The 26,472-nt window shown below is 60.4% G+C and carries 30 protein-coding genes; 11 read left to right on the forward strand and 19 right to left on the reverse strand.

Annotated elements, in window-relative coordinates:
• Positions 1 to 37: 37 nt before the first annotated feature.
• The 3 genes from panC (at position 38) to SJY10_RS14475 (ending at position 2,033) form a co-directional block, all read left to right on the forward strand.
• A complete protein-coding gene (gene panC / locus SJY10_RS14465; RefSeq protein WP_386683867.1) occupies positions 38 to 880 on the forward strand; it encodes a pantoate--beta-alanine ligase in 843 nt (280 codons plus the stop codon).
• Entirely contained in the window at positions 877 to 1,689 is an 813-nt protein-coding gene (gene panB / locus SJY10_RS14470; protein ID WP_386683869.1) for a 3-methyl-2-oxobutanoate hydroxymethyltransferase, read from the forward strand. Before panC ends, panB begins: the two co-directional genes overlap by 4 nt.
• 197 nt (positions 1,690 to 1,886) lie before the next feature.
• Entirely contained in the window at positions 1,887 to 2,033 is a 147-nt protein-coding gene (locus SJY10_RS14475; RefSeq protein WP_386683872.1) for a hypothetical protein, read from the forward strand.
• Between the two features lie 94 nt (positions 2,034 to 2,127).
• Here SJY10_RS14475 and SJY10_RS14480 read toward each other — a convergent pair whose 3' ends face one another.
• Positions 2,128 to 2,451, reverse strand: coding sequence for a hypothetical protein (locus SJY10_RS14480; protein ID WP_386683874.1), 324 nt, complete (start codon positions 2,449 to 2,451; stop codon positions 2,128 to 2,130).
• Between the two features lie 66 nt (positions 2,452 to 2,517).
• Complete coding sequence (locus SJY10_RS14485; protein ID WP_386683877.1) at positions 2,518 to 3,504, reverse strand: 2-hydroxyacid dehydrogenase; 987 nt, start codon at positions 3,502 to 3,504, stop codon at positions 2,518 to 2,520.
• Positions 3,505 to 3,612: 108 nt separating this feature from the next.
• Here SJY10_RS14485 and SJY10_RS14490 point away from each other — a divergent pair, with 108 nt between their 5' ends.
• Positions 3,613 to 4,158, forward strand: coding sequence for an SH3 domain-containing protein (locus SJY10_RS14490; RefSeq protein ID WP_386683879.1), 546 nt, complete (start codon positions 3,613 to 3,615; stop codon positions 4,156 to 4,158).
• Positions 4,159 to 4,196: 38 nt separating this feature from the next.
• Complete coding sequence (locus SJY10_RS14495) at positions 4,197 to 5,108, forward strand: cation diffusion facilitator family transporter (RefSeq protein WP_386683881.1); 912 nt, start codon at positions 4,197 to 4,199, stop codon at positions 5,106 to 5,108.
• A 32-nt stretch (positions 5,109 to 5,140) separates the two neighbouring features.
• On the opposite strand, the gene SJY10_RS14500 is transcribed toward SJY10_RS14495, so the two are convergent.
• The 7 genes from SJY10_RS14500 to SJY10_RS14530 form a co-directional block, all read right to left on the reverse strand.
• Positions 5,141 to 7,162, reverse strand: a complete 2,022-nt coding sequence (locus SJY10_RS14500; RefSeq protein WP_386683885.1) for a M3 family metallopeptidase — start codon at positions 7,160 to 7,162, stop codon at positions 5,141 to 5,143.
• Positions 7,163 to 7,296: 134 nt separating this feature from the next.
• Positions 7,297 to 8,064 (reverse strand): amino acid ABC transporter permease, encoded by a 768-nt coding sequence (locus tag SJY10_RS14505; protein ID WP_386683888.1) that lies wholly within the window; start codon positions 8,062 to 8,064, stop codon positions 7,297 to 7,299.
• Positions 8,065 to 8,070: 6 nt separating this feature from the next.
• A complete protein-coding gene (locus SJY10_RS14510) occupies positions 8,071 to 8,850 on the reverse strand; it encodes a transporter substrate-binding domain-containing protein (RefSeq protein WP_386683891.1) in 780 nt (259 codons plus the stop codon).
• 30 nt (positions 8,851 to 8,880) lie between these two features.
• Positions 8,881 to 9,954 carry a HesA/MoeB/ThiF family protein gene (locus tag SJY10_RS14515; protein ID WP_386683893.1) on the reverse strand — a complete coding sequence of 358 codons (1,074 nt, stop codon included), beginning with the start codon at positions 9,952 to 9,954 and terminating at the stop codon, positions 8,881 to 8,883.
• Positions 9,951 to 10,439 (reverse strand): dUTP diphosphatase, encoded by a 489-nt coding sequence (dut, locus tag SJY10_RS14520; RefSeq protein WP_386684711.1) that lies wholly within the window; start codon positions 10,437 to 10,439, stop codon positions 9,951 to 9,953. Before dut ends, SJY10_RS14515 begins: the two co-directional genes overlap by 4 nt.
• 23 nt (positions 10,440 to 10,462) lie before the next feature.
• Positions 10,463 to 11,659 (reverse strand): bifunctional phosphopantothenoylcysteine decarboxylase/phosphopantothenate--cysteine ligase CoaBC, encoded by a 1,197-nt coding sequence (gene coaBC / locus SJY10_RS14525; RefSeq protein ID WP_386683896.1) that lies wholly within the window; start codon positions 11,657 to 11,659, stop codon positions 10,463 to 10,465.
• A gap of 181 nt (positions 11,660 to 11,840) precedes the next feature.
• Positions 11,841 to 12,719: an RNA polymerase factor sigma-32 gene (locus tag SJY10_RS14530; protein WP_386683899.1), complete on the reverse strand. Its 879-nt coding sequence runs from the start codon at positions 12,717 to 12,719 to the stop codon at positions 11,841 to 11,843.
• A 92-nt stretch (positions 12,720 to 12,811) separates the two neighbouring features.
• Between SJY10_RS14530 and cobU the strand changes: the two genes are divergently transcribed.
• Genes cobU through SJY10_RS14545 form a run of 3 tightly spaced genes read left to right on the forward strand, consistent with a single transcriptional unit; the run spans position 12,812 to position 14,808 of the window.
• Positions 12,812 to 13,339, forward strand: a complete 528-nt coding sequence (cobU, locus tag SJY10_RS14535; RefSeq protein WP_386683902.1) for a bifunctional adenosylcobinamide kinase/adenosylcobinamide-phosphate guanylyltransferase — start codon at positions 12,812 to 12,814, stop codon at positions 13,337 to 13,339.
• Entirely contained in the window at positions 13,336 to 13,914 is a 579-nt protein-coding gene (locus SJY10_RS14540; RefSeq protein ID WP_386683904.1) for a histidine phosphatase family protein, read from the forward strand. The genes cobU and SJY10_RS14540 overlap by 4 nt, the downstream gene beginning before the upstream one ends.
• A gap of 12 nt (positions 13,915 to 13,926) precedes the next feature.
• Positions 13,927 to 14,808 carry a glutathione S-transferase gene (locus tag SJY10_RS14545; protein ID WP_386683907.1) on the forward strand — a complete coding sequence of 294 codons (882 nt, stop codon included), beginning with the start codon at positions 13,927 to 13,929 and terminating at the stop codon, positions 14,806 to 14,808.
• Between the two features lie 88 nt (positions 14,809 to 14,896).
• Here SJY10_RS14545 and SJY10_RS14550 read toward each other — a convergent pair whose 3' ends face one another.
• The 4 genes from SJY10_RS14550 to SJY10_RS14565 all read right to left on the reverse strand — a co-directional run bounded on the left by SJY10_RS14550 (position 14,897) and on the right by SJY10_RS14565 (position 18,408).
• Positions 14,897 to 16,411, reverse strand: coding sequence for a YifB family Mg chelatase-like AAA ATPase (locus SJY10_RS14550; RefSeq protein ID WP_386683909.1), 1,515 nt, complete (start codon positions 16,409 to 16,411; stop codon positions 14,897 to 14,899).
• A 156-nt stretch (positions 16,412 to 16,567) separates the two neighbouring features.
• Positions 16,568 to 17,641, reverse strand: coding sequence for a 5-(carboxyamino)imidazole ribonucleotide synthase (locus tag SJY10_RS14555; protein ID WP_386683911.1), 1,074 nt, complete (start codon positions 17,639 to 17,641; stop codon positions 16,568 to 16,570).
• Positions 17,634 to 18,122 (reverse strand): 5-(carboxyamino)imidazole ribonucleotide mutase, encoded by a 489-nt coding sequence (gene purE / locus SJY10_RS14560; RefSeq protein ID WP_386683914.1) that lies wholly within the window; start codon positions 18,120 to 18,122, stop codon positions 17,634 to 17,636. Before purE ends, SJY10_RS14555 begins: the two co-directional genes overlap by 8 nt.
• A gap of 67 nt (positions 18,123 to 18,189) precedes the next feature.
• The gene (locus SJY10_RS14565; protein WP_386683917.1) at positions 18,190 to 18,408 is read right to left on the reverse strand and encodes a YdcH family protein; all 219 of its coding nucleotides are present in this window, start codon (positions 18,406 to 18,408) and stop codon (positions 18,190 to 18,192) included.
• Positions 18,409 to 18,619: 211 nt separating this feature from the next.
• Here SJY10_RS14565 and SJY10_RS14570 point away from each other — a divergent pair, with 211 nt between their 5' ends.
• On the forward strand, positions 18,620 to 19,033 hold the full coding sequence (locus tag SJY10_RS14570) for an Hsp20 family protein (RefSeq protein ID WP_386683919.1): 414 nt from the start codon (positions 18,620 to 18,622) through the stop codon (positions 19,031 to 19,033).
• 3 nt (positions 19,034 to 19,036) lie between these two features.
• Positions 19,037 to 19,261, forward strand: a complete 225-nt coding sequence (locus SJY10_RS14575; protein WP_386683921.1) for a DUF1150 family protein — start codon at positions 19,037 to 19,039, stop codon at positions 19,259 to 19,261.
• A gap of 112 nt (positions 19,262 to 19,373) precedes the next feature.
• Here SJY10_RS14575 and SJY10_RS14580 read toward each other — a convergent pair whose 3' ends face one another.
• Both SJY10_RS14580 and trxB read right to left on the reverse strand, forming a co-directional pair.
• A complete protein-coding gene (locus SJY10_RS14580) occupies positions 19,374 to 21,077 on the reverse strand; it encodes a bifunctional sulfate adenylyltransferase/adenylylsulfate kinase (protein WP_386683923.1) in 1,704 nt (567 codons plus the stop codon).
• Between the two features lie 219 nt (positions 21,078 to 21,296).
• A complete protein-coding gene (gene trxB, locus SJY10_RS14585) occupies positions 21,297 to 22,301 on the reverse strand; it encodes a thioredoxin-disulfide reductase (RefSeq protein WP_386683925.1) in 1,005 nt (334 codons plus the stop codon).
• A gap of 154 nt (positions 22,302 to 22,455) precedes the next feature.
• On the opposite strand from trxB, the gene SJY10_RS14590 reads away from it, so the two are divergent.
• Positions 22,456 to 22,956 carry an Lrp/AsnC family transcriptional regulator gene (locus tag SJY10_RS14590; protein WP_386683927.1) on the forward strand — a complete coding sequence of 167 codons (501 nt, stop codon included), beginning with the start codon at positions 22,456 to 22,458 and terminating at the stop codon, positions 22,954 to 22,956.
• A 51-nt stretch (positions 22,957 to 23,007) separates the two neighbouring features.
• Here the strand turns inward: SJY10_RS14590 and SJY10_RS14595 are convergent, their stop codons facing one another.
• From SJY10_RS14595 to SJY10_RS14610, 4 genes are all read right to left on the reverse strand, one after another.
• Positions 23,008 to 23,808: a Hint domain-containing protein gene (locus SJY10_RS14595; RefSeq protein ID WP_386683928.1), complete on the reverse strand. Its 801-nt coding sequence runs from the start codon at positions 23,806 to 23,808 to the stop codon at positions 23,008 to 23,010.
• 444 nt (positions 23,809 to 24,252) lie between these two features.
• Positions 24,253 to 24,435 carry a hypothetical protein gene (locus SJY10_RS14600; protein WP_386683929.1) on the reverse strand — a complete coding sequence of 61 codons (183 nt, stop codon included), beginning with the start codon at positions 24,433 to 24,435 and terminating at the stop codon, positions 24,253 to 24,255.
• Positions 24,436 to 24,705: 270 nt separating this feature from the next.
• A complete protein-coding gene (pgeF, locus tag SJY10_RS14605; RefSeq protein ID WP_386683931.1) occupies positions 24,706 to 25,461 on the reverse strand; it encodes a peptidoglycan editing factor PgeF in 756 nt (251 codons plus the stop codon).
• Positions 25,458 to 26,465 (reverse strand): class I SAM-dependent methyltransferase, encoded by a 1,008-nt coding sequence (locus SJY10_RS14610; RefSeq protein WP_386683933.1) that lies wholly within the window; start codon positions 26,463 to 26,465, stop codon positions 25,458 to 25,460. The genes pgeF and SJY10_RS14610 overlap by 4 nt, the downstream gene beginning before the upstream one ends.
• Positions 26,466 to 26,472 lie beyond the last annotated feature (7 nt).

Genomic DNA, 26,472 nt, shown 5'->3' on the forward strand with positions numbered 1-26,472 from the left:
GCCCTAGAACGTCAGGCAAAGGAAACAGGGAGCGACAATGCTGATCTGCAAAACCGTGGCCGAGGTGAAAACCGCCGTGGCTGACCTGCGCAGGGCAGGGACTGTGGGACTGGTGACGACAATGGGGGCGCTGCATGCGGGGCATATGGCGCTGGTCGCGGCAGCAGCCCGCAATCACGCTTCGGTCGTTGCGACTATTTTCGTCAATCCGACCCAGTTTGGCGACGCCAAGGATCTGGAAAACTATCCCCGCACCGAAGCGGCGGATCTGGCGATGCTAGAGGACGCGGGCGTTGCCATGGTATTCATGCCGACCCCCGATGTGATGTATCCGCCCGGCGACGAAACTATTGTCGAGACAACGCATCTGGCAAATATCCTGCACGGCGCGGTGCGCCCGGGACATTTTCGCGGCGTTGCCACGGTTGTGACCAAGCTGCTGAATATCGTGGGGCCTGAAGCTGCCTACTTTGGCGAAAAGGATTACCAGCAGCTGGCCGTCATTCGCCGTATGGTCGCCGATCTGTTCATTCCCGTTGCCATTCACGGCGTTCCGACAGTCAGGGAAGCTGACGGGCTGGCCATGTCATCCCGCAACATCCGCCTGATCGGCGATGAACGCTATGATGCAAGAGTTCTGAACCTGTCGCTGACCGTTGCCGAAGCGATGGTCAAGGAAGGTGCAACCATAGAAGTCATCGCGGAAACCATTCGCGGCGTTATCGCTTCCAAGCGGGGTGCAAAACTGGTGGGGCTAGATATTGTCGACGCTGAAACCTTTGCCCCTGTCACCGGCGTTCCGACCCGGAAAATCGGCATCATGATCGCGGTCCAGTTCATGACCGTGCTACTTATCGACCAAAAGGAAATCACGCCATGAGCACGCAAACCCCAATCGTTCGCCGCACGACGGTGCCGCAGATCCGTAATCGCAAGGGTGGCGATCCGATCGTTTCGTTGACATCCTATCATGCCCACACCGCGGCGATCGTTGATAAATACGCCGATTTCATTCTGGTGGGCGACAGCCTTGGCATGGTGATGCATGGCATGGAAAGCACCGTCGGCGTGCCGCTGGATCTGATGATCATGCACGGCAAAGCCGTCGTGCGCGGCACACACAAAGCGCTGATCGTCGTGGACATGCCCTTTGGCACCTACGAGGAATCGCCCAATATGGCGTTTCGCAATGCAGCCAAGATCATGAAGGAAACTGGGTGCGGCGCTGTCAAGCTAGAGGGCGGCGCGCGCATGGCAGAGACGATCCACTTTCTGGTGGAACGCGGCATTCCCGTCATGGCCCACACTGGCCTGACGCCGCAATCGTCCCACGTCATGGGCGGCTTCAAGACCCAAGGCCGGGACGAGGAAAGCTGGGACGCGCATAGCGCGGACGCCCGCGCCGTGGCCGACGCCGGTGCCTTTGCCGTTGTGCTGGAAGGCATGGTAGAGCCGCTGGCCGCGCGCATCACAAAAGAAGTCGCAATTCCGACAATCGGCATTGGTGCCTCTGCTGACTGCGACGGTCAGATTCTGGTGCTAGAGGATATGCTGGGCCTTAATCCCTGGACGCCGAAGTTCGTGAAAGTTTACGGCCAGCTTGGTCCGATGATTGAGGATTCGGTCAAACGCTATGCCGAAGACGTCAAATCCCGCGCCTTCCCCACCGAAGACGAAGTTTACCGCTAAACTCTAATCGCCCGGAAATCAGCACAGATGCGCCATCTTCCGGGCGTAACCCGCCAATAATCATGATCTGTGTTTGTATTTTTGACACGGACCGCGTCGTTTTTTTGACCGTTTGATTTTAAGGGGGGATCAATTACGCCAATTTGGTGTTATGCTCTCCAGTACCGCACGTCAGATGCGGATTTGAGGAGAGCACTATGAAACGCACCACGCTTTATGCGGTGGCTGCACTCATGGTTTTGGGCGGTTGTATTTCGCCAGAACCAGAAGCAGGTCGCGCGGATACCAATATGATGCGTTTTTCGACCATGAGCTATTCGCCCAGCTTCGAACGGTCGCAGTAAAAACGCGAAAGGCGCAGACGAGCTGCGCCTTGTCACATCAGTTTGACGATAGCCAAGGCTGCCCCGTGATCGGTGCCGCCTTTTGGCCGTGGTATCAGCCGGATACGTCTTCATCCATGATCAGCGGCTCGAAGGCCGGCAAATCAGCCGGGACCGGGCCAACGACACCAATTTCAACTGGCGGCGGCGGCATTCCGGTCGTGGATGGCAGCGGCGTCGGAGAGCTGGCCGGACCGTCCAGCGGTGTCGTGCTGACAGGTGCAGGTGGATCAACCAGAACCGGCTCCGGCACGGCAGGGATGACCAGCGGCACGGCGTTGCCAACCTGCGCTTCGTTTCCGTTGAAACTGCTTGGAACAGGTGTGGCACAGGCCCCCAGCACAGCCAGAACTGAGGCTGGCATCACGAATTTTATCATCGACATCTCTCCTTTGAACATTTGGCATGACGTGGGGCGCGGCGCGTCCAGGTCAAACCTGCGGTGTTACATTTGTCCCGGCACAACCAGATCGGGAGGCCGATGGCCATCGGCAAAGGTCTTGATGTTGATCAGAACCTTTTCTCCCATCTCGATCCGGCCTTCGGTGGTGGCAGAGCCCATATGGGGCAGCAGAATGACATTGGGCAAGGATTTCAAGCGGGGATTGATCTCGGCTCCGCGTTCGAACACGTCAAGGCCCGCGCCGGCAATTTCGCCGGACCGCAGCATGCGGGTCAGTGCGTTTTCGTCGATCACTTCGCCGCGGCTTGTATTCACGATGACGGCGTCAGGCTTCATCAGCTTCAGCCGGCGGGCGTTCATCAAATGGAACGTTGATGGGGTATGCGGGCAATTGACGCTGATCACATCCATGCGGGCGACCATCTGGTCCAGGCTTTCCCAATAGGTCGCGTCCAGCGGTGCCTCTGCCTCTGGGCGCAGGCGTTTGCGGTTATGGTAATGGATCTGCATACCAAAGGCACGGGCGCGGCGCGCAACTGCCTGCCCGATCCGGCCCATGCCCAGAATACCAAGGCGGCGGCCCGCGACGCGCCCGCCCAGCATGGCCGTCGGGGCCCAGCCCGCCCAGTCGTCCGATTGCGCAACGCGCATGCCTTCGGGGATGCGCCGCAGCACGGACAGCATCAGCGCCAACGTCATGTCCGCGGTATCATCCGTCAGAACGCCCGGCGTGTTTGACACCAGAATGCCCCGCTGACGCGCCGTGGCGACGTCGATATTATCGACCCCTGCCCCGTAGTTCGCGATCAGCTTCAGCCGCTCGCCAGCCTGCGCAAGAAGCCGCGCGTCGATCTGGTCGGTGATCGTCGGCACCAACACATCCGCATCCTGCATCGCCGCGACAAGCGCCTCGCGCGTCATTGGCGCGTCATCCTCGCGCAGCGTGACGTCGAACAATTCCGTCATCCGCGTCTCGACCACCTGCGGCAACCGTCGCGTGGCGACAACACTTAGCTTCTTGCTCGGCATCGGGGCTCCTGCAGCACTTTTCAAAACGTCGTTGTCCTGTCAGGTTGCCAGTCAGGGACGCGGGGCACAAGAACCATCGCGCCCGTCAGGCGGATCGAGGCTTTATCCATGAAAATAACACAGTTGTTGTGTCTTGCTTTTGCAACCATCATCGCGGCACCTGTCCTTGCGCAGGATACCGCTGCGCAAACCGCCGCGATCGAAACTCCAGCAATTGAAACCCCGGAAATCGGGCCAGAGGTTGGCCCGGAAACCAATTTGCCCTTGCCCCGCTATGTTAGCCTGAAGGCCAAAGAGGCGAACGTGCGCCGGGGCCCCAGCCTGACGCACCGCATCGACTGGGTTTTCCAGCGCCGCGATATGCCGCTGCAGGTTGTTGCCGAATATGGTCACTGGCGCCGCGTTATCGACCGCGACGGACAGGGCGGCTGGGTCCATTACACCATGCTATCGGGTGTGCGCACCGTCATCGTCGATCAGGACCGCCTGCCCCTGCGCGTCAAACCGACCGACACCGCTGCCGAACGCGCGGAACTGGAACTGAACGTCATCGCCCGCCTTGGTGAATGCGATGAAGACTGGTGCGAGCTGACCGCTGGCGGCTATACGGGCTGGGCGCATAAATCTGTGCTTTGGGGCGTCGACGAAGACTGACGCTTTCGCGCGCAGCTTTCATACGCTAAACGGCGCGCATGAATAGTGCCGCATCCGACAACCGCCTGAACCTGTCCGCCGGCCTTTTGTCCTGTGCTGTCGCACTGGCATTGGTGGTGGCGAAACTATGGGCGTTCGGGGAAACCGGCTCTTTGGCCATTGCGGCGACGCTGGCCAATTCCGCGATGGACCTGATGATGTCGCTGGCCGCCTTGGTAGCCATCGCCTATGCCGCCAAGCCCGCAGACGACGATCACAATTTCGGCCATACCTCGGCCGAAGATTTGGCAGCCCTAGGCCAGTCCCTGATTATCCTTGCTTCCTCTGCCGTGATTGGCACCGCAGCAGTCTGGCGGCTATGGCAAGGCGATCCTGGTCTGCCGGAAAACGAAGGAGCCGGCATCGCCATCATCCTCTTTTCCATAGTCCTGACACTCGGTCTGGTATTGTGGCAACGCCGCGTCGCGGCCCGGACGAACAATTCCGTCATCAAGGCGGACAGCCTGCACTACCTTGGCGATCTGATTCCCAATGTCGGCGCAATCCTTGCGCTTTGGGCGTCATCGGCATTGGGTCTTGCGCAGGTCGATAGTGTTGTCGCCTTGGGCGCCGCCCTGCTCTTGGCCTTTGGCGCGCTGCGTATCGGCAAGGAGGCATGGGACGCCTTGATGGACCGACAGGCCGACCCCGATATGATCGCCGGGATCGCCGCCATCGTGCAGGGTTTTGATGGCGTCCACGGCTTTCACGACTTGAAAACCCGCCGCGCTGGCAGCCGGGTCTTTGTAAACCTGCATATCGAACTGGACGGCGACCAAACCTTGCACCGCGCCCACGCCATCGGCGCAGGGCTGCGCCGGGCAATTCTGCACGCATATCCCGGTGCCGATGTCCTGATCCACAAGGACCCCGTCGGGGTGCAAAAGCATCCCGACGACCCGTCACTGTGACCTAGCGATTAAAACCTTTCATTCGAAAGGGTTCAGGCCGCCAGCCCGCGCCCTTTCAAAAGCGCCTCTACCCCGGGCATCCGCCCGCGAAACTGCTGGTATAGCGCGGCCGCATCGACCGACCCGCCAGAGGACAGCACTGTCTGTTCCAGCCGCTGCGCCAGCGCCGGATCAAACGGATCGCCCGCCTCTTCAAACGCTGCAAAGGCATCCGCGTCCATCACCTCGGACCACATGTAGCTGTAATAGCCACTGGAATAGCCGTCACCCGCAAAAACATGCGCAAAATGCGGCGTTGCATGCCGCATCCCGATCGCATGCGGCAGACCCAGATCGCTTAGGATTTCCGCTTGCCGCTGCATCGGGTCAGCCGGGGGCGGGCCTGCGTGAAATTCCAGATCGACCAAGGCACTCGCGATATACTCGACCGTTTGGAAGCCCATGTCATAGGTCGCCGCGTTCAACATGCGTTCCAGCATGTCCTGCGGCATCGGGGTGCCGGTTTCAGCGTGAACCGCAAATTCGGACAGCACCTCCGGCACCTCCAGCCAGTGCTCATACAGCTGGCTGGGCAGTTCGACAAAGTCCCGCGCCACGGACGTGCCACTGATGCTTTCATAGGTCACATCCGACAACATTTGGTGCAACGCGTGGCCGAATTCGTGAAACAGCGTCCGCGCATCATCATAAGACAGCAGCGCAGGCTTGCCCGCCGCCGGCTTGGCAAAGTTGCACACATTCACAACGATTGGCTGCACATCACCCGCCAGCTTTTGCTGGCTGCGCATCGCCATGCACCACGCGCCAGACCGCTTGGACGCGCGGGCAAAGTAATCGCCAACGAAAACCGCGATATGCTTGCCGTCCCGCGTCACGTTCCACAGCCGCACATCGGGGTGGTAAACCGGCCCGTCAAACGGTTCAAACTGCAGCCCGAATAACCGCGTCGCGCAGGCAAAGGACGCCGCAATCATACGATCAAGCTGCAGGTACGGCTTCAAGGCGGCCTCATCCAGATCATGTTCGGCCTGACGCCGCTTTTCAGAATAATAGCGCCAGTCCCAAGGCTCCAGCGGCCCTGCAATACCGTCAGCATGCAATAAGGCAGTCAGCTTCACCGCATCCGCCTCGGCAGAGGCTTTCGCCGGGGCCCAAACCTGCATCAACAGATTGCGCACCGCATCCGGGGTGCCCGCCATCTCTGTCTCCAGCTTATAATCGGCAAAGCTGTCATAACCCAGCAGCTGCGCCCGCTCGCTCCGCAGCGCCAGCGTTTCTGCAGCCAGGGCGCGGTTATCGGTCGCGCCGCCATTCATGCCCCGCGCCGTCCACGCGGCATAGGCCTTCTCGCGCAGATCCCGGCGCGGCGAAAACTGCAGGAATGGCACGATCAGCGACCGCGACAGGGTCACCACCGGCCCGCCATGATCACCGGCTTCGCCCGCCGCACGGGCCGCATCAATCACGAAACCTGGCAAGCCAACAAGATCACCCTCGGCCAGCGGCATGAACCAGTCCCGTTCGTCCGCCAGCAGATTTTGCGTGAACTGCGTTCCCAGCACCGCCAGTCGCGACTTTACATCCCGCAGCCGGTCCGCAGCTGCCCCCGTCAGCTGCGCACCCTGACGCACAAATCCGCGCCGGCTCAGCATCAGGACACGAGCCTGCTCGTCACTTAGCCCCAGATCATTCCGTCGCGCCCACAGATCCTCGATGCGCGCAAACAAAGCCGCATTTGCGGTCACTTCCGATCCGAACGCACTCAGCAGCGGGGAAAAGTCGCGCTGCAGCGCCTCGCGTGCCGGATTGCTGTCCGCTCCCGCCACGCCATAAAACACTCCCAGAACCCGGCTCAAACATGCCTCCGCCAGCTCCAGTGCCGCGATGGTATTGTCAAAGGTCGGCACCTCGGGATTGTCCGCAATCGCCGCGATATTGCCGCGCGCCTCGCTCAACGCGGCCTCGACCGCCGGCGCGAAATCAGCGTCCTTGATCGTATCGAACGGCGGCAAGGCATAGGGCGTATCCCAAGAGGTCAACAGCGGATTAGTCATGGCAAATCTCCTTTGCACGCAAGGTAAGGCCGGACCCGCAAAGGCGCCACCGCCCCCCGTTCATCTGGCAAAATAAACTCAAATCCCGCCTACGGTTAAAGCGCAGCCCGCGCCGATCAGCTTGGCCCGCTTCCTCAACCGCGGCGCTGTCCCCGCTCGAACCGGCGCAGAACGATGGACAGCGTAATCGTCATGGTCAGATACACCAGCGCCACAACGTTATAGGTCTCGAAATAACGGAAATTACCAGCCGCCAGCACCTTGCCCAGCTGGGTGATGTCCGCCACGCCCAGCACCGACACCAAAGACGAATCCTTTACCATCGCCACAAAATCATTGCCCAGCGGCGGCAGGATCGTACGGAATGCCTGCGGCCAAACGACAAAGCGGAACCTATGCCAGCGAGACAAGCCCAAGGCGCGGCCTGCCTCGATCTGGCCTTGGTCGACCGATTGCAGCCCGGCCCGGAAAACCTCGGCCAGAAAGGCAGAATAGGCCAGAAACAAGGCGATAATGGCGCGCCACAGAAGGGGGAAGTCGCGGGTCCGCGCCTCTGGCAGACCCAGTGCGTTCCACCCGGCAACCAGCGCCGGTGCCAGTACAAAGGCAACATAAAGCAACAAAACCAGGATCGGGATGCCCCGCATCACCTCGACATAGAACCGAGAGATTTGCCGCAGCACGATCGACCCCGACCCCGCCATCAGCGCCAGCGCAAGCCCCAGCGCACAGGCCATCGTATAGCTGACCAGCGTGACAAACACCGTTGTCTTGACGCCCTGCATCAGCGTGACAAGTACCCCGCGTGATGCAGGATCACCCAGCACCGCCGCGAACATCGCAGCGCCGATTAAGCCGGCCGCAACCAGCCAATAGGGAAAGTCGCGGCCGCGCGGCGTCACGTTGTCTTATTCGCCCATTTTGAAATCAAGGAACCACCGGGTATTCAGCGCATCCAGCGTGCCATCCGCTTCCATATCCGCAATCGCCAGATTAATCGGCCCGACGAGGGGCGAGCCTTTCGGAAAGATGAAGCCAAAATCTTCGGTCCCCAGCTTCTCTCCTACGATCTTCAGCGCCCCGCCCGAGGCATCGACATAGCCTTGCCCGGCTGTGCCGTCTGTCAGCACCAAATCAACATCGCCGGTGCGCAGCGCCTGCACTGTGGCGCCAAAGGTTTCCATCGTCCGGATCCGCGGGTTCGCCTCGTCCCCGTCCAACACGTCATAGACGCCAACGTAAAACGGCGTCGTACCGGGCTGGGCGGCCATCAGCAGGTCGGCATCGGCGGCAAAGCCAGCGGCATCGCTAAAACGGTCCTCATCCCCGCGGACCAGCATGACCATTTCGGATGTCATATAGGGGTCTGAAAAGTCGACAACTTCAGCCCGGTCATCGCGGATCGTGATGCCCGTCATGCCGATGTCATACTGCGCTTCTGACACAGCGGGTATCATCGCATCCCAGCTGCTGTTTTCGTAAACAACGTCAAGGTTCAGACGGCGCGCGATTTCCGCCATGGCGTCATATTCCCAGCCAACCGCCTTCCCATCCTGGATAAATTGCAACGGCGGATAGGCATTTTCCGTCGCAACGGTCACGACCTGCCCGCCCAGATCCGGCAAATGGCTTTCAGCGGCAGCAGTCGTCGCCAGCATCACAGCGGCAATGGAAGTCAAGATTTTCATGGCAGGTCCAATCCCAGATAATATCCCGGCTCAGACCTTGGCGGCTTGTGCGCCGGCCTGCAAGCCCTTGCCCTTACAGACGGCACAATCAGCCCGCACCGACGCCTGCATGATCCGCGTATCGGCATAAAGCGCATCGTAAATCAGCATACGCCCCCCCAGCCCCAGCCCAGCCCCCGTAATTGCCTTCACCGCCTCCAGTGCCATCATCGCCCCCATGACGCCGGGCAGCGGGCCGATGACCCCCGCCTCGGCGCAGCTTGGGACAAGGCCGGGTGCAGGACGTTCTGGAAAGACGCAGGCAAAACAAGGCGTGCCACGGGCAGGATCATAAAAACTGATTTGCCCTTCCCATTGGGTCATCGCAGCCGCAATCAGCGGCACGCCCAGCGCGGTGCAGGTCTGGTTGACCAGATAACGCGTATCGAAATTGTCGCAGCCGTCCATCACCAGATCATAATCCGCGATCAGATCCGCCGCGATCTCGGCGGTCAGACGGCGCTGATAGGGGCGCACCGTCACGTGGTGATTGCGGCGCGTGATCTCCTGCGCGGCGATCTGCACCTTGGGCTGGCCAACGTCAGCCTCGCCATAGATCACCTGTCGCTGCAGATTGCTGTGATCGACCACATCGTCATCAATGATGCCGATCGTGCCAACGCCGCTGGCGGCCAGATACTGCAGCGCGGGCGATCCCAGCCCGCCGGCCCCGATCACCAGCACCCTAGCGCGGGCCAAAGCCGCCTGTCCGGTGCCGCCCACTTCGCGTAGCATTATGTGGCGCGCATAGCGTTGCAGTTCGTCGTCCGACAATCCCGCCCTGGTCGGTACGTCCGCAACCGGCTCCGGACGGGCGCGCGATTTCACGGCACGCAGAACAGCGGTGTAGCCCCAGACCAGCGCAGCAAATCCAAGGATCAACAGCCACAACCGCACGTCGCCGCCCGTCGCCTCGCGCAGGGAATGCCCGGCTGGCAGCGTCAGCTGCGCCGCTATGACAGCAGTAATCAACGCAGCCAGCATAATCCACCGCGCGCGGCGCGGGGCCTCCATCGCAGCGCCAATCCTCCAGATCAGCGCAGCCAAAAACCCGACAAAAATCACGATGCGCCCCTGTCACTTGCCAGGCCGGTGGACCCGAACCCGCCGCCCCCCCGCGCCGTATCATCCAGATCGCCCAGCGCAAAACCGGCTTGCACCACAGGGGCCACAACCAGTTGCGCAATCCGCATCCCATGGGTCACGGTAAACGCCTCCTGACCCAGATTGACCACCAGCACACCAAGCGGGCCGCGATAATCGCTATCGATCGTGCCCGGCGCATTCACCAGCGCAATTCCGTGCCGCATCGCCAGACCGGAACGGGCGCGGACCTGCACCTCGAACCCTTGCGGGACCGCAAGGCGCAAGCCTGTCGGAATCAGGGCCCGCGCACCGGGGATCAGCGTCACACCCTGCGCCCGATCAGCTGCATCGAAATTCGCACATACATCCGCCCCCGCCGCCCCGGCGGTCTGATAAACCGGCAGCGGCAAGGTCTCGTCCGCCCCGGGTACAAAGGCAAGTGCGACCCGCAACCTGCATTTCATCTGGCCAGATAAACTCAAATCGCTCACGCCAGCGCCTCGGCGATGCGCTGCGCAAGGCGCTGCGCCACCGCAGCCTTGGCCATGCGCGGCCAATCTTCCGCGCCCTGCGGCGTAATCAGTGTCACAGCATTTTCCGTGCCGCCCATGATGCCTGTGCCGTCGCTGACGTCGTTCGCCACGATCCAGTCGCACCCTTTGCGCGCCCGCTTTTGTGTCGCCAGTTCGGTCACGTCCTGCGTCTCTGCAGCAAAGCCCACAACAAGTGCCGGACGCATTGCTGCATCCAAAGCGCTGACAGTGGCAAGGATGTCGGGATTTTCGGCAAATTCCAACGCGGGCAGACCGCCTGCAGTTTTCTTCATCTTTTGCGCCCCGGCATTGGCGACTCGCCAGTCGGCCACAGCCGCAGCGAAAACCGCGACCTGCGCGGGCAACGCGGCCATAACAGCGTCTTTCATCTGCTGCGCCGTTTCGACCCTTACCAATGTCACACCGACCGGCGGCGGCACGCTTGCTGGGCCGGTTACAAAAGTCACCTGCGCCCCCAGCGCCACCAGCGCCTGCGCAATGGCCGTGCCCTGCGCACCGGACGACCGGTTGGCGATATAGCGCACGGGATCAATCGGTTCGTGAGTCGGACCAGAGGTGACGATGACATGCCTGCCCTGTAGGGGGCCTCCTGACAGCTGCCGCTCAATTGCCGCGAAAATGGCCGCAGGTTCGGCCAGCCGCCCCGGCCCGTGTTCCCCGCAGGCCATATCGCCCACGTCCGGGCCAACAAAGCTGACGCCATCGCCTTGCAACACGGCCAGATTGCGCTGCGTGGCGGGGTGGTTCCACATCCGCACATTCATCGCCGGGGCCATCATGACGGGCGTATCCGTCGCCAGCAAAAGCGTGGTCGCCAGATCGCCTGCCAACCCGGTTGCAGCCTTGGCCATCAGGTCGGCCGTCGCGGGCGCAACAACGATTAGATCGGCGACACGCGACAGCTGGATATGGCCCATATCAGCCTCGTCCGTCAGATCGAATAGGTCGTCATAAATCTTTTCGCCGGCCAATGCAGAAACGCTCAAGGGGGTGACAAACTCCGCGGCGGCCTTTGTCATGACCGGCGTCACCGCGGCCCCGGCGCTGCGCAGCAGCCGAATAAGCTCAAGCGACTTATAGGCCGCGATACCACCACCGATAATCAGCAAAATACGCTTGTCGTGCAGCATGATGCGCCCCTTTGTGTTGCGCCCAGATGTAGGGGCAGCATCCCGCGATGACAACATGGCGCGTGCTGACCTGCCCCCCGCACCATGCATTCAATGAAAAATGCCAGCCCGTGGCAACGGGCTGGCATCATATGCTGCAATGGCGCAGCGGGTGCTGCGCGCCATTTCGATATGGCTGCGATCAGGCGAAAAACGCAGTCACTTCGCGGCTCTGGCTTTCCAGATTCTTGCGCATCTTTCCAAAGGCCGCGGCCTCCAACTGGCGTACACGTTCCTTGCTCAGGCCCAGCTCGCCGCCGAGGCTTTCTAGCGTGCGCGGGTCGTCACGCAACTTGCGCTCGCGCACGATAAACCGCTCGCGATCGTTCAGATCGCCCAGCGCCGTCAGCAGCCACTGCCGCAGCTGCGCGTTGTCATGCGCCAGCTCGACGTTTTCTGCAGCCTGAGAGCTGTCGTCCTCCAGCGCATCAATCCACTCGCGACCTTCATCTTCTGACGACTGGGTCGCATTCAGGCTGAAATCGGAACCTGACAGGCGGCCTTCCATCATCTCGACATCATGCAGCGGCACGCCGACCTCTGTTGCGATCAGTTGTCGCATGATGTGACCTTCCAGCTTGCGACCTTCGGCAGCCGCTTCACGTTCCAGGCGCGCCTGCACGCGGCGCAGGTTAAAGAACAACGACTTCTGCGAAGATGTAGACCCGGTGCGAACCATCGACCAGTTGCGCATCACATAGTCCTGAATACTCGCCTTGATCCACCAGACGGCATAGGTCGAAAACCTCACGCCGCGATCGGGGTCAAACTTCTCGGCCGCCTTCATGAGACCCACAGAGGCCTCTTGAATGAGGTCGTTCATCGGTGCCCCGTACCGCTTGAATTTTGCCGCCATGGAAATCGCCAGACGCATATAGGCCGTGATAAGACGGTGAAGGCTTTCCTCGCACCGTTCGTCCCGCCATGCATAGGCCAGTCGCAACTCCGTATCCGCGTCCAGCAGCTCCGCTTTCATCGCAGTCCGCGACATGGTCTGATCCGAGTATCCGTCAAATGCCATCAAGGTATCCCCCAGGGTTGCGCGAACTGCTTGTGTCTTAGGGCAAGGCAGTCTCTATGTGGGTTCAAACACGTTGCCGCAGCGAAAGTTCCATGAAGAAGTTGCAGAACCTCATTTTCATACTAGGCGGCGCGTCGTCCGGAAAATCGGCTTATGCCGAAGGGCTCGTCACTTCCACAGGCAGGCCAAGAACTTACATTGCGACAGCTCAGGCTTTCGATGCCGAAATGAAGGCGAAAATCGATGCGCATATCATCCAGCGCGGCGCAGGCTGGACGACGGTGGATGCTCCGCTTGACCCGGCCGATGCGCTACGCCAGCAAGACCCCGCCGGTATCGTGCTACTGGATTGCGTGACACTTTGGCTGACTAACATTCTGCTGGCCGACCGCAACATATCGGCCGCCTGCGATGACCTACTCGCCGCCCTTGCGGCCTGCCCGTGCCCCGTTGTCGTCGTCTCGAACGAGGTCGGCATGGGCATCGTGCCGGACAACGCGCTCTCAAGACGGTTCCGCAACGCGCAAGGGCAGATTAACCGCCGACTTGCCGCGCAGGCGGAAACCGTCGTGGCCGTCATGGCCGGCCTGCCGCTCGCCTTGAAAGGCGATCTGCCGTGACCCGCCTGTGGCTTGTACGTCATGGCCCCACCCACCAGAGGGTAATGACAGGCTGGCGCGACGTACCCGTTGATCTGTCTGATAAGGCAGCCCTGACGCGGCTTGATGCCTACCTGCCCCGGAATGCGCTGCTGGTGTCGTCCGATCTGATCCGGGCCGTGCAAACCGCCGACGCCTTGACACCCAGCCGCACCCGCCTGCCCCATTGCAACGACCTAAGAGAGATCGACTTCGGTGCCTGGGATGGTCTGCACCACACGCAAGTCAGCGCGCGCGATCCCGTTCTGTCACGCCAGTTCTGGGAAAATCCCGGGGATCTGGCCGCCCCGAACGGTGAAAGCTGGAACGACGTCACAACCCGCGTGTTCCGCGCCATTCAGACACTGATTGCAGCGCACGCCCCGGCCCACCTGATCATTGTGGCACATATGGGCGCGATCATGTCCCAGATCCCGCGCGCCACGGGCCAGACGGCCTTTCAGGCTATGGGCCATTCTATTGATCCCCTTGGCGTGACCGATATAAAGATCCGCGCAAAAGACTGGCAAATAGGCCGCATCAATCATCGCCCATAGGATAGCTTTACAGTGACCCATCAGCTGATCATCGGAAATCGCCTCTACTTCAGCTGGTCGCTTGCCGCATGGCTGATGGTCGACCGTTTCGGCCTGTCAGATTATGTCAAAACGACGGTGCTCTATCCTGCAACAGAAGACGGCGTCGGCGCGCTGATGACAGATTACGCACCAGCGCGCACCCTGCCTACCATGATCACGTCCGATGGGGCCATTCTGTCAGACAGCATGGCCATCGCCGAGGAACTCGCCAGCCTCTACCCGAACGCCGGCCTCTGGCCAGCAGCGCCCCTTGCCCGCGGCACGGCTCGCGCCCTTGCCAATGAAATGCACAGCAGCTTTCGCAGACTACGCGCAGAATGGCCCGTCAACCTGCATCGCAGCTACGCGCCTGTTCAGCCATCTGAATCAATCTCGGCAGAACTGGACCGACTAGAGGCAATCTGGGCCCACGCCCGAGCTGTCACAGGGCAAGACACACCCTGGCTGTGCGGCGACTACAGCATTGCGGACGCTATTTTTGCCCCCATGGCTATACGCTTGGCCAATTACGGCTTTGACACGCACCCCGCGACGAAAGCCTATGTGGCAGCCCATCTGGCCGATCCTGCGCTGCGCCGCTGGCGTGCGATGGGTCTGGCAGCAAACCAGACGTCAAAGGTTTTCGAACACCAGGGCCCCACACGCCCCTGGCCCGGCCCCACTCCGTTGGCAGCCGCGCGCGTCGATACCGGCACGGCAGAAAATACAGCATGCCCTTATTCCGGTGACCCCGTCACTCATCTCGCTGAAATCGGCCAACGTATTTTCGGTTTCTGCAATGCCTTTTGCCGGGATAAAACTGTTGCAGATCCAGCCGCATGGCCGGCCTTCATGACCCTTTACCGGGGCTGATCCAGCTTCATCTGGCCAGACAAACTCCCGCCGGAGGCACCGAATTTTCTTTCGAAAATTCGGAACAGGTCTTGCACAAACGGTGGCTTCAAACTTCTTTCGTCAAGGTCAGCCGAAAACTGACCGCCTCGGCGACATGGTTGCGCCGCACGCTTGCCGATCCGTCCAGATCCGCGATTGTGCGCGCTACCCGCAAAACGCGGTGATAGCCGCGGGCCGACAGCCCGAACCGCTCTGCCACGCGCAACAGCAAATCGCGGCCTTCTGTGTCCGGAGTCGCGACCTGCTCCAGCACCGCGCCTTGCGCATCAGCATTTGCCATCATCCCCGCATGGCCATCATAGCGCGCCACCTGCAGCGCGCGGGCCTGCGCGACGCGCGCCGCTATATCTGCGGATGTGTCCCCTGACCGTGGCAGGTCAAGATCGGTAAAGGCAACCGGCGGCACCTCGACCCGCAGATCGAAGCGGTCCATCAGTGGCCCGCTGATCCGCCCCATATAGTCCTCTCCGCAGACTGGCGCGCGACTGCAGGCGCGGGCAGCTTCCGCAAGATAGCCGCACTTGCATGGGTTCGCTGCTGCGACCAGCATGAAACGGCAAGGATAGCGGACATGCGCATTGGCGCGGGCCACGACGACCTCGCCGGTTTCGATCGGTTGACGCAAGGTTTCCAGAACGGTGCGCGGGAATTCGGGGAATTCATCCATGAACAACACACCATTGTGGGCCAGACTGATTTCCCCCGGTTTTGCGCCACGCCCGCCACCGACGATGGCTGCCATCGACGCGGTGTGGTGCGGCTCGCGAAACGGCCGGGTCCGGGAAATGCCACCGTCGTCCAGAAGCCCGGCAAGAGAGTGGATCATCGACGTCTCCAGCGCCTCTAGCGGGGTGAGGGCCGGGAGGATGCCAGGAATACGGGCGGCAAGCATGGATTTGCCAGAGCCGGGGCTGCCGACCAAAAGCATATGATGCCGCCCGGCTGCGGCAATTTCCAACCCGCGCTTGGCGCGTTCCTGGCCTTTCACTTCTGACAGGCAGCGCGCGCCACTGGCATGGGTCACGTCGCCAGGCACGGCAGCATCAAGCACAGCACGACCTGTCAGATGAGAGATGGCCTGCGCAAGAGAGGCAGGTGCAATGACACGGACGCTGTCAACCCAGGCTGCTTCTGCCCCGCAGGCGGCGGGACACATCAGGGACCGATCGCTGTCACCCGCCGTCACGGCCGCCGGCAGCGCGCCAATGACGGGAACCAGTGTCCCGTCAAGCGACAGTTCCCCCAGCGACACAAGATCAGAAACTTCTTCGTGGGGAACGACCTCCAGCGCTGCCAGCACAGCCAGCGCGATAGGCAAGTCAAAGTGAGATCCCTCTTTGGGCATATCGGCGGGAGAAAGATTGATGCTGATCCGCTGGCTTGGGAGCGCAATGGCCATCGCTGTCAGCGCCGCGCGGACCCGCTCGCGTGCTTCTGACACGGCCTTGTCGGGCAACCCCACGATGGAAAATCCCGGCAAGCCGGGGCTAATGGCGCATTGCACCTGCACCAGACGCGCATCGATCCCGTCGAACGCGACGGTATAGGCCATCGCGACCATGCGCGCTCCTTAAATTAACTACAGTTAACAGGTAGCGGTGTGATGGTTGCTAATTAGTTAATTCTGGCGAGCAAATGTGAGGTTTTCCGCGTTGCGAAAAACCTCAGCGCGCCGCGCGGGAGTTTATTTTGCCAGATGAAGCAGGCCGACCGTGAATTATGTCGCCGGGCCGGTGACGCGGTTGACGTGGCCCATTTTACGACCGGGGCGCGCCTGCGGTTTGCCGTAAAGGTGCAGGCTGGCGGATTCCTTTGCGATGTGCGGGATGCGGTCCACGTCGTCGCCAATCAGGTTTTCCATCGTCACGTTGCTGTGCCGTGATCCATCGCCCAGCGTCCAGCCCGCCACTGCACGAATATGCTGTTCGAACTGGTCGATGGCGCAGCCATTTTGCGTCCAGTGACCAGAATTATGCACACGCGGCGCGATTTCGTTCACAATAAGGGCTTTGGGCGTCACGAAGAGCTCGACACCAAGCACGCCGACATAATCCAGTGCATTCAGGATACGCGCAGCGATCAGGATCGCGTCCGTGCGTTGGGTGGGCGTCAAGGTCGCAGGTACTGTTGTTGTGTGCAAAATGCCGCCGTGGTGCACGTTTTGTCCGGGGTCGAAGCAGGCGACAGCGCCGTCCTGCCCGCGGGCGGCGATAACGGAAACCTCGTGGGTGAAGTCCACGAATCCTTCCAGAATTGCCGGTTGACCGTTCATATCATCCAGCGCAGGCCCGGCATCACCCTGTGCCATGATCCGCGCCTGCCCCTTGCCGTCATACCCCATACGCCGGGTTTTCAGGATCGCAGGGGTGCCGATGTTGGCGATTGCAGCGTCAAGGCTGGCTGCGTCGGTAATATCGGCAAAGGGCGCGGTCGTTAGGCCAAGCCCTTGTAGAAACGTCTTTTCGGTCAGCCGGTCCTGCGATGTCGCAAGGGCCGCGCGGGGCGGATGGATCGGGCGCAGTGCCTCGATCGTATCAAGGGCAGCGGTGGGGATGTTTTCGAATTCAAAGGTGATGACGTCGCAGGATTGCGCAAAGCGCGTCAATGCGTCGGTGTCGTCGTAATCCGCCTGCATGTGAAAATTCGCGACATGGGACGCGGGACAGTCGCCGGCAGGTTCAAAAATGCAGGTTTTGAAGCCCAGGCGCGCTGCCGCGACAGAGAGCATGCGCCCGAGCTGGCCGCCGCCCAAAATGCCAATGGTTGCGCCGGGGGCAAGTGGTTCAGTCATCGGATGGTTCCTGCGCGATAGAGGCAGACAGATCGCTGCGCCATTGATCAAGGCGTTTTGCCAAAGCGGGATCATGCAGGGCAAGGATCGCGGCGGCCATCAGACCAGCATTCGCCGCGCCCGCCGTACCGATTGCCATGGTGCCCACGGGAAAGCCCCGCGGCATCTGTAAAATGGAATAGAGACTGTCGACACCCGATAGCGCACGGGTCTGGATCGGTACGCCCAGCACGGGGACGCGGGTTTTCGATGCCATCATGCCCGGCAAATGGGCCGCGCCCCCTGCCCCCGCGATAATGACATGCAAGCCTCGATCGACGGCGGTCTTGCCGTAGTCCCAAAGGCGGTCAGGGGTGCGGTGGGCGCTGACGATCTTTTTTTCGTAATGGACACCAAGCGCATCAAGGATATCGGCGGCTTCTTTCATGGTTGGCCAGTCGGATTGGCTGCCCATAATGATGCCGATCTGCACGTCTGCCATGACGCCCCCCCTTGTCATAATGTCGTTGCCTTATACCCTGCGTAAACGCAGCGGCAAGTCTGGGTCGTCAGGCGATGATGTCGGGATTGAGACGATCCTCGAGCCGGGCAATCAGATCCTTGAGCGAAAGCTTCTTTTTCTTAAGCCGCTTCAGGGTCAGCACGTCACCGGGGTGGCGTGCCTGCAAGGCAGTGATCGCAAGGTCAAGGTCCCGATGTTCGCCGCGCAGCACAGCAAGCTCAATCGTCAGGATTTCTGCCTCGCTCATGCGGGAAGAGGAATTCATAACGGTCTTTCAATAATTGCACGGATCACCGTCCATGCGGGGTTGATGCAGTCCTATCGCTTTTCGACAAAAACGCCTAGAGGTTTCAGTCCCGTCAACACAGGCGCAACCGCCGACTTGCGACAAGGCGCAAAGGTTCCCATATTAGAAGCAGCGGTTGCCGAATGCGGGGCCGCTTTGCAGATGTCGCTTCAAGACAAGGACGTGTCGCATGACAAAACTGGCTTTGGGAACGCATCCGTTCCTGCTGGGGTTTGAGCAGCTGGAACGTTTGGTGGAACGCACCGCCAAGACGGGAAACGACGGCTATCCCCCGTATAACATTGAACAGACCTCTGACCGGTCGTATCGCATCACACTGGCTGTCGCCGGCTTCGCCGAAGACGATCTGGCCATCACGGTCGAGGATTCGACGCTGGTCGTGCGCGGCCGCCAAAACGACGATGCGGGCGAACGTGTCTTTTTGCACCGCGGTATTGCAGGGCGGCAATTCCAACGCTCTTTCGTGCTGGCCGAAGGGGTCGAGGTCGGCGCAGCGACCATCGAAAACGGCTTGCTGCACATCGATTTGAACCGAAGCGAGCCTGACCGCGTTATACAAACAATCCAGATCCGGAAAGGATAAGCCATGTTTACAAAAAACGATCTGCAGTCTTTGGGTCAAAATATCGTCTATCTTAAGCCCGTGCTGACGGCTGACCTACCAGACGACGTGCGGGCGCAGGCAGGCGATTTGAAAACACTGTTTGCGGTGCACAACACGATGGGCGAACAGGTCGCGCTGGTGGCAAGCCAGGGGATTGCAACCCATCTGGCAGCCGAACACCATATGCAACTGGTCACGCTGCACTAAGGTTTTCAGCCCCTTCCCGCGCAAGGACAGGTAAGTGCAAAACCGCGAGTGATACGATATAAAAAAGGCCGGACGCGATGGTCCGGCCTTTTGTTGTTTTTCACGCCGGGTTTTAGGCGGTGATCAGGCCCATCGACTCCAGCTTCAGAATAACCTGATGAGCGCAGTGATCGACATCTGACGATTCAGTTTCGATACGCATTTCGGGGTTTTCCGGCACATCGTAGGGATCGGAAATACCGGTAAATTCCTTGATCTTGCCTTCACGGGCCAGCTTGTAAAGCCCCTTGCGATCCCGGCGCTCGCATTCCTCGATCGAGGTGGCGACGTGTATTTCAATGAAAGCACCGAAGGATTCGATATCCTCGCGCACGGCGCGGCGGGTCGTTGCATAGGGCGCGATGGGCGCACAGATCGCGATGCCACCGTTTTTGGTAATTTCCGATGCGACATAGCCGATGCGGCGGATGTTCAGGTCGCGGTGCTCTTTGGAAAAGCCCAATTCGGACGACAGGTTCTTGCGCACGATATCACCGTCAAGCAGCGTTACCGGACGGCCACCCATCTCCATCAGCTTGACCATCAGGGCGTTGGCAATGGTAGATTTGCCAGACCCGGAAAAGCCGGTAAAGAACACGGTAAAGCCCTGCTTGTTGCGGGCAGGCTTGGTCCGGCGCAGCTCTGCCACGACCTGCGGGAAAGAAAACCACTCGGGGATTTCCAGACCTTCGGCCAGACGGCGACGCAGTTCGGTGCCGGAGATATCCAGCACGGTGCCGCCTTCGGGGACTTCGTCCGCAGGATAGTATTGCGCCTTTTCCTGCACGTAGACCATGTGCTTGAAGTCGACCATTTCGAGGCCGATCTCTTCTTCATGCTTTTTGAACAGCTCCTGCGCGTCATAGGGGCCGTAGAAATCTTTACCGGCAGAGTTTTTGCCGGGGCCGGCGTGGTCGCGGCCAACGATGAAGTGGGTGCAGCCGTGGTTGGCGCGGATCAGGCCGTGCCAGACAGCTTCGCGCGGGCCAGCCATACGCATGGCCAGGTTCAGCAACGACATGGTTGTCGTGGACTGGGGGTACTGGTCCAGGACCGCCTCGTAGCAGCGCACGCGGGTAAAGTGGTCTACGTCACCCGGCTTGGTCATGCCGACAACAGGGTGGATCAGCAGGTTAGCTTGCGCTTCTTTCGCGGCGCGGAACGTCAGTTCCTGATGCGCGCGGTGCAGTGGGTTGCGGGTCTGGAAGGCGACAACCTTGCGCCAGCCCAGTTTGCGGAACAGGGCGCGCAGCTCGTTCGGCGTGTCACGCTTTGACCGGAAGTCATAGTGCACAGGCTGCTGAATGCCCGTAACCGGACCGCCCAGATAAACCGCGCCAGCGGTGTTATGCAGGTAGTTCACCGCAGGATGGGCTGAATCGTCAGCGCCAAAGACTTTTTCGGCTTCGAGCGATTTGTTCGGCACCCATTTATCAGTGACGGTCATGGTCGCAAGGATCACACCTTCCTGGTCGCGCAGCGCGATATCAGTGCCCAATTCGATCGTGTCTGCGAACTTTTGCGACACATCTAGGGTAATGGGCATCGGCCACAGCTTGCCATCGGCAAGGCGCATGTCGGACACGACGGAGTCGTAATCGGCTTCGGGCAGAAAACCCTTAAGCGGATAGAAGCCACCGTTCATCAGCAGTTCCAGATCGCAAATCTGGCGCGAGGTCAGGTCGTGGCTGATCAGCTCGCCTGCCTCTTGCTTCAGCTTTTGCGCGCTGTCGGGCGAGACATAAAGTTCAGGGATCGGCGAGAGATTTTGAGGCATGGGTGGACCTGTGAAAATGTCGTTTCAATTCAGAAGCGTCGGAAACATGGAATCATGGCAGGATCAAGACTTGCCGCAACATTCAAGCAAACTTGGGACGCAATGGATCAATTACGCCCCAAAATTCGGGATATTGTTCCAGAAAGCCTGATGGTCGCAGAACAGTGCCGAAGGCGGTGAAACTGACCCGCCGCCTTGCGGCGGGGGCCAGCCAACGGTTTATTCGGCAGGCTCTTCTGCGCCGTAGCCAAGCGGCAGCGTGACGTCTTCACGCTCTGCTTCGCCGTGTTCGGCAAGGAAGCGTTCTGCATCCAATGCGGCCATGCACCCCATCCCGGCTGACGTTACCGCTTGGCGATAAATGTGATCGGTCAGATCGCCCGCGGCAAACACGCCGGGAATAGCGGTGCGTGTCGTGCCTGGCTCTACCTTCACGTAGCCGCCGTTATGCGTTTCCAGCTGATCCTTGACCAGTTCCGATGCGGGCGCATGGCCGATGGCAATGAACAGCCCCTTAGCGGGGATTTCGGTGACCTCTCCGGTTTCGACATGCTTTACACGTACGGCCTCTACGCCAAGCGGGTCAGTCGTGCCGACGACCTCTTCCACCGCATGGTGCCACATCGGGACGATCTTGGGGTTCTTCAGTAGGCGGTCCTGCAGGATCTTTTCCGCGCGCAGCGTATCACGGCGATGAACCAATGTGACCTTGGACGCAAAATTCGTCAGGAAAAGCGCCTCTTCTACGGCAGTATTGCCGCCGCCAACCACGACGATTTCCTGACCGCGATAGAAGAAGCCATCGCAAGTAGCGCAGGCGCTGACGCCGAAGCCTTTAAACTTTTCCTCGGACGGCAGGCCGAGCCATTTGGCCCGCGCGCCGGTTGCCAAAATAACAGCATCAGCTGTCACAACCGCACCGCTGTCGCAGGTCGCCGTAAAGGGACGCTTGGACAGATCAAGCGAGGTGACAATGTCATGCACGATGTTGGTGCCCATGGCGCGGGCGTGCGCCTCCATACGGACCATTAGGTCGGGGCCCTGCACTTCAGTATCGCCAGGCCAGTTTTCAACTTCTGTCGTGGTGGTCAGCTGGCCGCCCGGTTCGATCCCCTGGATCAGCATGGGTTCCAGCATTGCCCGGCTGGCATAGACGCCAGCAGTGTAACCGGCCGGGCCAGAGCCGACGATCAAGACCTTGGTATGTGTGTTGCGATCCGTCATGGGATGCCTCCTGATGGCTTTGGTGTGGATATAGGCGCGTGGCGGCACCATGAAAACCCACTTCGGATTGTCGGTTGTTGCGCAGGATTGTTACATTATTGCGCCCATCGCAGCAGTCGCGTATGAATTGCAAAATTTTAAGAGGATTACAGGTATGCCCGGCTCGAAACTCGATGAAATTGATCGTATGATTCTTGCCGAGCTACAAGCTGACGGGCGGATGACCAATGTCGAGCTGGCCAAGCGGGTCGGCATAAGTGCCCCGCCCTGCCTGCGCCGCGTGCGCACGCTAGAGGAGCAGGGCTACATTCGCGGTTATCATGCCGATATCGACCCGCGTGAACTAGGGTTCGAGGTTCAGGTGTTCGCGATGGTCGGGCTTGTCAGTCAGGCAGAAGCCGACCTGAGCGCATTTGAAGGCCGCTGCAAAGGCTGGCCGCTTGTGCGCGAATGTCACATGCTGAACGGCGAGGTCGATTTCATCCTGAAATGCGTCGCGCCTGATTTGCGGTCTTTCCAGCGGTTCCTGACAGAAGAGCTGACCAGCGCGCCGAACGTGGCCAGCGTCAAGACATCGCTGGTTATTCGGGGCGCAAAGGATGAACCAGGCGTTCCATTCGACGTGCTTGAAGCGCGCTTAGCGAAAGAGGCCTGATCCATCCCCCTGGCCCGCACCCACTGTGCGGGCCTTGCCTACGGGTTCTAATCAAGCGGCACTGAACAGATCCAGATCGCGCAAGGCGATGCGGGGATGCAATAAGGGACCAAAGTCAGACAGCGATGTTTTGTGCGGGAACATAGCCATCAGTGTCGCCGCTGTTTCGCCCCGCAGGTTCAACTGATGCGGCAGACCGGGATGAAGGGTTTCAACCTCTATTCCGTTGACGCTGACAGCCGCATGATCGGCAAAGCCAAGCTGATAGGCGTGCACGGGCGCAATCGGTTGCAATGCAATCACACTGCAATGGTCTACAAAGTCCCGCGCGGGCACAAAGGCAACCTCGTCCCCGGTCAAACGCCGCGTCCCCGGGGCACGGTGGGCAATACGGGCCGTAGGCCCCAGCACCAGATCCTGCGCCGGACGCGACAGGCCCATTGCCTCTGACGTGATGCGGACCATCGTGCCGATTTCGGGGCGCAATTGCGTGCTGCGCGGCACAATCTGCATCTGGCCGCGCCATAGCAGGGTCTGCAAACCATGACTAACCGTCAACACGCGGTCACCCGGCCACAGATCCTCGACCGCGCGCGGGCCGGTATCGGTTTGCAAGATTGCACCGCGGCCCAGCGCACCAAAGCAGTCTTCGAACACAGCACTTGCGGGTGCAAGGCGATGGAATTCAAATGTTTCGAGGGAAGTCGTCAGGTGGGCAACCTCGTATCTGCGCATGAGAGGCATCACGCGCTGAGGTTGCCCATCTGGACTAGCGATCCGGTCTGAGGACACCGGATTTGAATAGCGATCCGCCGCGAGGCCTGCGGCGGCAGTGGGGGTCTTGGACGTCATGTGGCACCCTTGCGGTTTGTCACATCATCTGTCGGCCCCACCGACAACATCTGAGGAGAACGTTGCTGTTGGTCCAAATGTGTCAAAAAAGGGGTGGTGCTGTCAAAGTGTTTTCGCAAACACGCTTAACTGGCTACTAATAGGTAAATTATCGGGGTGATTGTCCCCGAAGGCGGATCAGTCGCGCCTTAATTCGGGCCTCCAAAGCCGGTTTGAGCCGCGAATCACTAACTGTCTATTGCCGTGAACCAATGCAAATCCTGCATGCTCTGCCGGACTTTCGCAGCTATCTTGGAAAAGTTTGACTCGTTCATATCATGACGTCAGCCAACGACCGCACGGGGCCGCGCTGGAAACATGAAAACCCGCGCCACCAGAGGCATGAACAGCGCGGGATGTCCGGTACCAGTCAGAAAATTGCTGGCAATCAAATGTGCGGCCGTCTTAGCTGGCCAACTGAATACCGACAGGCATCGGCGGCAACGTGACTTTGACTTTGCGTTCTTCTGCATCCAGCCGCCGGGAAATCATCGCTTGGCGGCGCAATCCGCGTTCCCAAGGCATCTTGGTGCTGCAGACCTCGGCTTCGGCGATCATGTTAGTCATCCAGCGCTTTTGCTGTGTCATGGGGTGGTCCTCTGAAAATTTGGGGCTGCAGGTGCAGCTGATGGGACCAGTGTCACGCGATGCTGCGGCACAAATTAGGCCATTCACGCGGTTTTCAAATAAATTGGCCGCGCCAATCCAGCCAATTGCGGCCATATTGTTGCACGCCAGGAAACCATGGGAAAACACCGCGATTGCGCGCAAAAGCAGCACCAATCTGCGTTGATCAAAACCGACTGTTTCGAAAATGAAGGCAGGATCAGGACCGCTACTTGCCCTATTTGCGCCTGATTACAGCGAAATCGCTGCAATCAAACGACCGTAATCCGGGTCCTTGGCATGCACACTGCGCCGATAGGAAAAGAATCGCGCCGGATCACCATAGGTGCAATGCCGCGTCCACTCTGCCTGCTTCACCCCGGCGCGCCCCAATCGATGAAGGCCGTAAGCGGGCAGGTCGAAATGCAAACGATCCCCCTGCCCTGCAACAAAGAAACGCTCTGCACTAGGATCTTGCGCCATGAAACGCGCCCGAAATTCCGGACCCACTTCATAAGCGCGCTGACTAATCGTCGGCCCGATGACAGCGCGGATATTGGCAGCGCTTGCGCCCAGCGCCTCCATCCCCTTGACCGTTGCGTCGATCACACCGTCCAGCGCGCCCTGCCACCCGGCATGGCAGGCCCCTATGACACGCGCGACCGGATCGGCAAACAGGATTGGCTGGCAATCCGCCGTCAGTACTGAAAGCGCCACGCCCGGCGTCGCCGTAACAAGACCGTCAGCCTTTGGCTTGTCGACCGGTGCGGCGGTCACCGCGACCACGTCGGCGGAATGGACCTGATGAACCCCCGCCAGCGCACCGGCATCAACCCCCATCGCGCCCGCGACACGCCCGCGATTGATCGCCACAATGTCCGACTGATCGCTGCTGCCAAATCCACAGTTGAGACCGGAAAACACCCCTGACGACGCACCGCCGACGCGGGTAAAGAACCCGTGCCGCAAAGGGCTTAGCAAAGGCGCGGTGATGATATCCAGTGTCATGCGGTCAATCCCGGTGGTGGGGTGGCGCCATCGGGATAGATCCCGATCACCTTAAAATGGTCGCCCATATCGGCAGGGTGGGTCAAGCGGCGATGTGCAGCGATATGCGCCTCCAGGGCGGGGCCGGATAAACCTGCGGCCAGGGCCTGTGCCCGCTGCGTGATGCCAAGGCGTTCCAGAAACACGCCTTGCGGCGTCAGACGGGAGTGGAGGGCCGGCTTGGCCGCGGCCGCCAGCGCGGCAAAGTCCACATGCGCCGTCAGATCTGCCTGACCGGGGTCCGCCAGCGGATCCGTCATCCGGTGCGCCTGCACAGCCTGAAACGTATCACCCAGCGACGTCCAGTCGCCATAATCGATAATCAGCGCCGCCCCGCCGTGTGCGGCAATTCGGCTGCTGATCGCTGCGGTAATCGGCACCAGCGCCGGACAAACCTCGACCAGATCACCATCTTTGGTATCATCTAGACGATGCGCCAATACGGCCAAGGGCGCAGGGTCGGTCACGCCAAAGGCAAGCTGACCGTCCTTCAGCCCAACCACGACTTCGCGCCACCCTGCCCCGTCACGGCGAAACTGGCGGATCGGAAGCGCATCAAAAAACTCGTTCGCGACAAACAGCAGCGGTTGCTGCGGCAGCTGGTCCACGTGATCCAACCAGATTGCCCCCGGCACCCGTTCAGCCTGCGCCGCACGCAGCGTCGCCGAGGCTTCAATCAAATGCACCTGCGCCGCATCCACAAAGCCCGGCACACCGCGCGTGGCGCGCAGAATATCCGCCATCAACGTCCCGCGCCCCGGCCCCGCCTCGGCCAAGACAAAGGGGCTTGGTGATCCTTGGTCCAGCCAGGCTTGGGCCAGACACAAGCCAATCATTTCCCCGAACATCTGACTGACCTCGGGCGAGGTGATGAAGTCACCCCCGGCACCGAACGGATCGCGGGTGGCGTAATACCCATGCGCCGGGTCCAGCAAACAGGCGGCCATGTAATCGGCCAGCGTCATGGGACCA

Origin of the sequence: Loktanella sp. R86503, assembly GCF_042466455.1 — a bacterium.
Classification (GTDB): Bacteria; Pseudomonadota; Alphaproteobacteria; order Rhodobacterales; family Rhodobacteraceae; genus Loktanella.